We start from the raw sequence: 1348 nt of genomic DNA, 5'->3' as shown, positions 1-1348 counted from the left end.
CCCTAGCGGCCCTGATGCAGTCAGGAGGAATCGGAAACGCGCAGCTCGCACGCCGGGTGAACGCCGCCGGCCGCGAGCTCGGGCTCCGCATGCACTACGACAAGACGAGCGTGTCCCACTGGCTCGCCGGATCCGTCCCGAAACCCGAGGCGCGGCCCGCCGTCACCGAGGCGCTCTCCCGGCTGCTCGGACGGCCCGTAACGTGCGCGGAAGTCGGCTGGGAGAGCGAGGAGAGGCCGACTGGAGAGCGCGACTTCGTGGCGGGAGTGATCGACCTGAGCCGGGCAGACATGGATCCCACACGCCGGGGCGTGCTGAAGACCGGCATGTACGCCGCGGCTCTGGCTGTGCCGCGGTTTGAGGATGTGGCAGGGCGATTGGACGCGGCGAGCGCTGGGCGGACGGTGCACATCGGCCGCTCCGACGTCGAGACCGTCCGCACCATGACCGACAAGGTCGCCGACATCCTGGACCAGGTCGGGGCAGGCCACGCCCGCCCGATGGCCGCCGCCTTCCTCGTCAACACTGCCGGTCCTTACCTGCGCGCGAGCGGAACGGGCCAGGTGCAGCGCGACATGCGGGCCGCCGTCGCTGACTTCGTGTACCTCACGGGTTGGATGGCCATGTACGAAGACCAGCAGGGCCTGGGCCAGAAGTACTACCTGCGCGCTCTCGACCTCGCCGGCGCCGCCGAGGATCACGTCACCTACTGCCGCACCCTGCGTGGGATGAGTCTGCAGGCGACGCACCTGGGCCATGGCAAGAGGGGCCTGGAACTCGCCGACGCCGCTCCCTCCGCCGGACCGCGTCTGGTCGCCTTCCTGCGCGGCCAGCAGGCCGCCGCCGCCGCGATGACCAACATCCGCAATACCGCCCTGGCCCGGCTCCGTGAAGCGGAGAGCGCACTGTCCCGCGCCGAAGACCGACGCGATGCCGTGGGCGGCTACGACCAGGCCGCCTACTTCTTCCACGAAGCGCACGTGCGCTGGCACCTCGGCGACAAGGACGGCTCCATCGCCTCTCTGCGCCGCTCGAACACCGCCCGCTCCCCACTGGAACGGCAAGGCCGCCTGCACTGCCTCGGGGTGACCGCCGAACGACAGTTCCGCATGCGGCACATCGAAGCCGCATGCCAGACCTGGGGAACCTTCCTGGACGAGCACGTGACTATCTCCTCTGCCCGAGGAGACCAACACCTGAAGACGATGCTCAAAGCGCTCCCCGCCTACCGCCGCGTCGCCGGAGTGCAGGAGCTCGAAGAACGTGCTCGGCACGTCGCCACCCTCAAGACCGCCTGACGTTCCAAAACGGCCCTGGAGTCCTAGCTCAGACGCCAGCCGCAAACTAG

The 1348-nt window shown here is 69.3% G+C and carries 1 protein-coding gene; it reads left to right on the top strand.

The features are described 5' to 3' along the window. A partial coding sequence (locus tag Sri02f_RS40930) for an NsdA family TPR-like regulatory protein (RefSeq protein WP_245971045.1) occupies nucleotides 1–1298 on the top strand: 1298 nt, incomplete at its 5' end. Nucleotides 1299–1348 lie beyond the last annotated feature (50 nt).

The sequence above is a fragment of the Streptomyces rishiriensis genome (assembly GCF_003112535.1).
Lineage (GTDB): Bacteria > Actinomycetota > Actinomycetes > Streptomycetales > Streptomycetaceae > Streptomyces > Streptomyces rishiriensis.
Note: the sequence above shows the minus strand (reverse complement) of the source record. Positions and strands in the feature narration are given on the sequence as shown.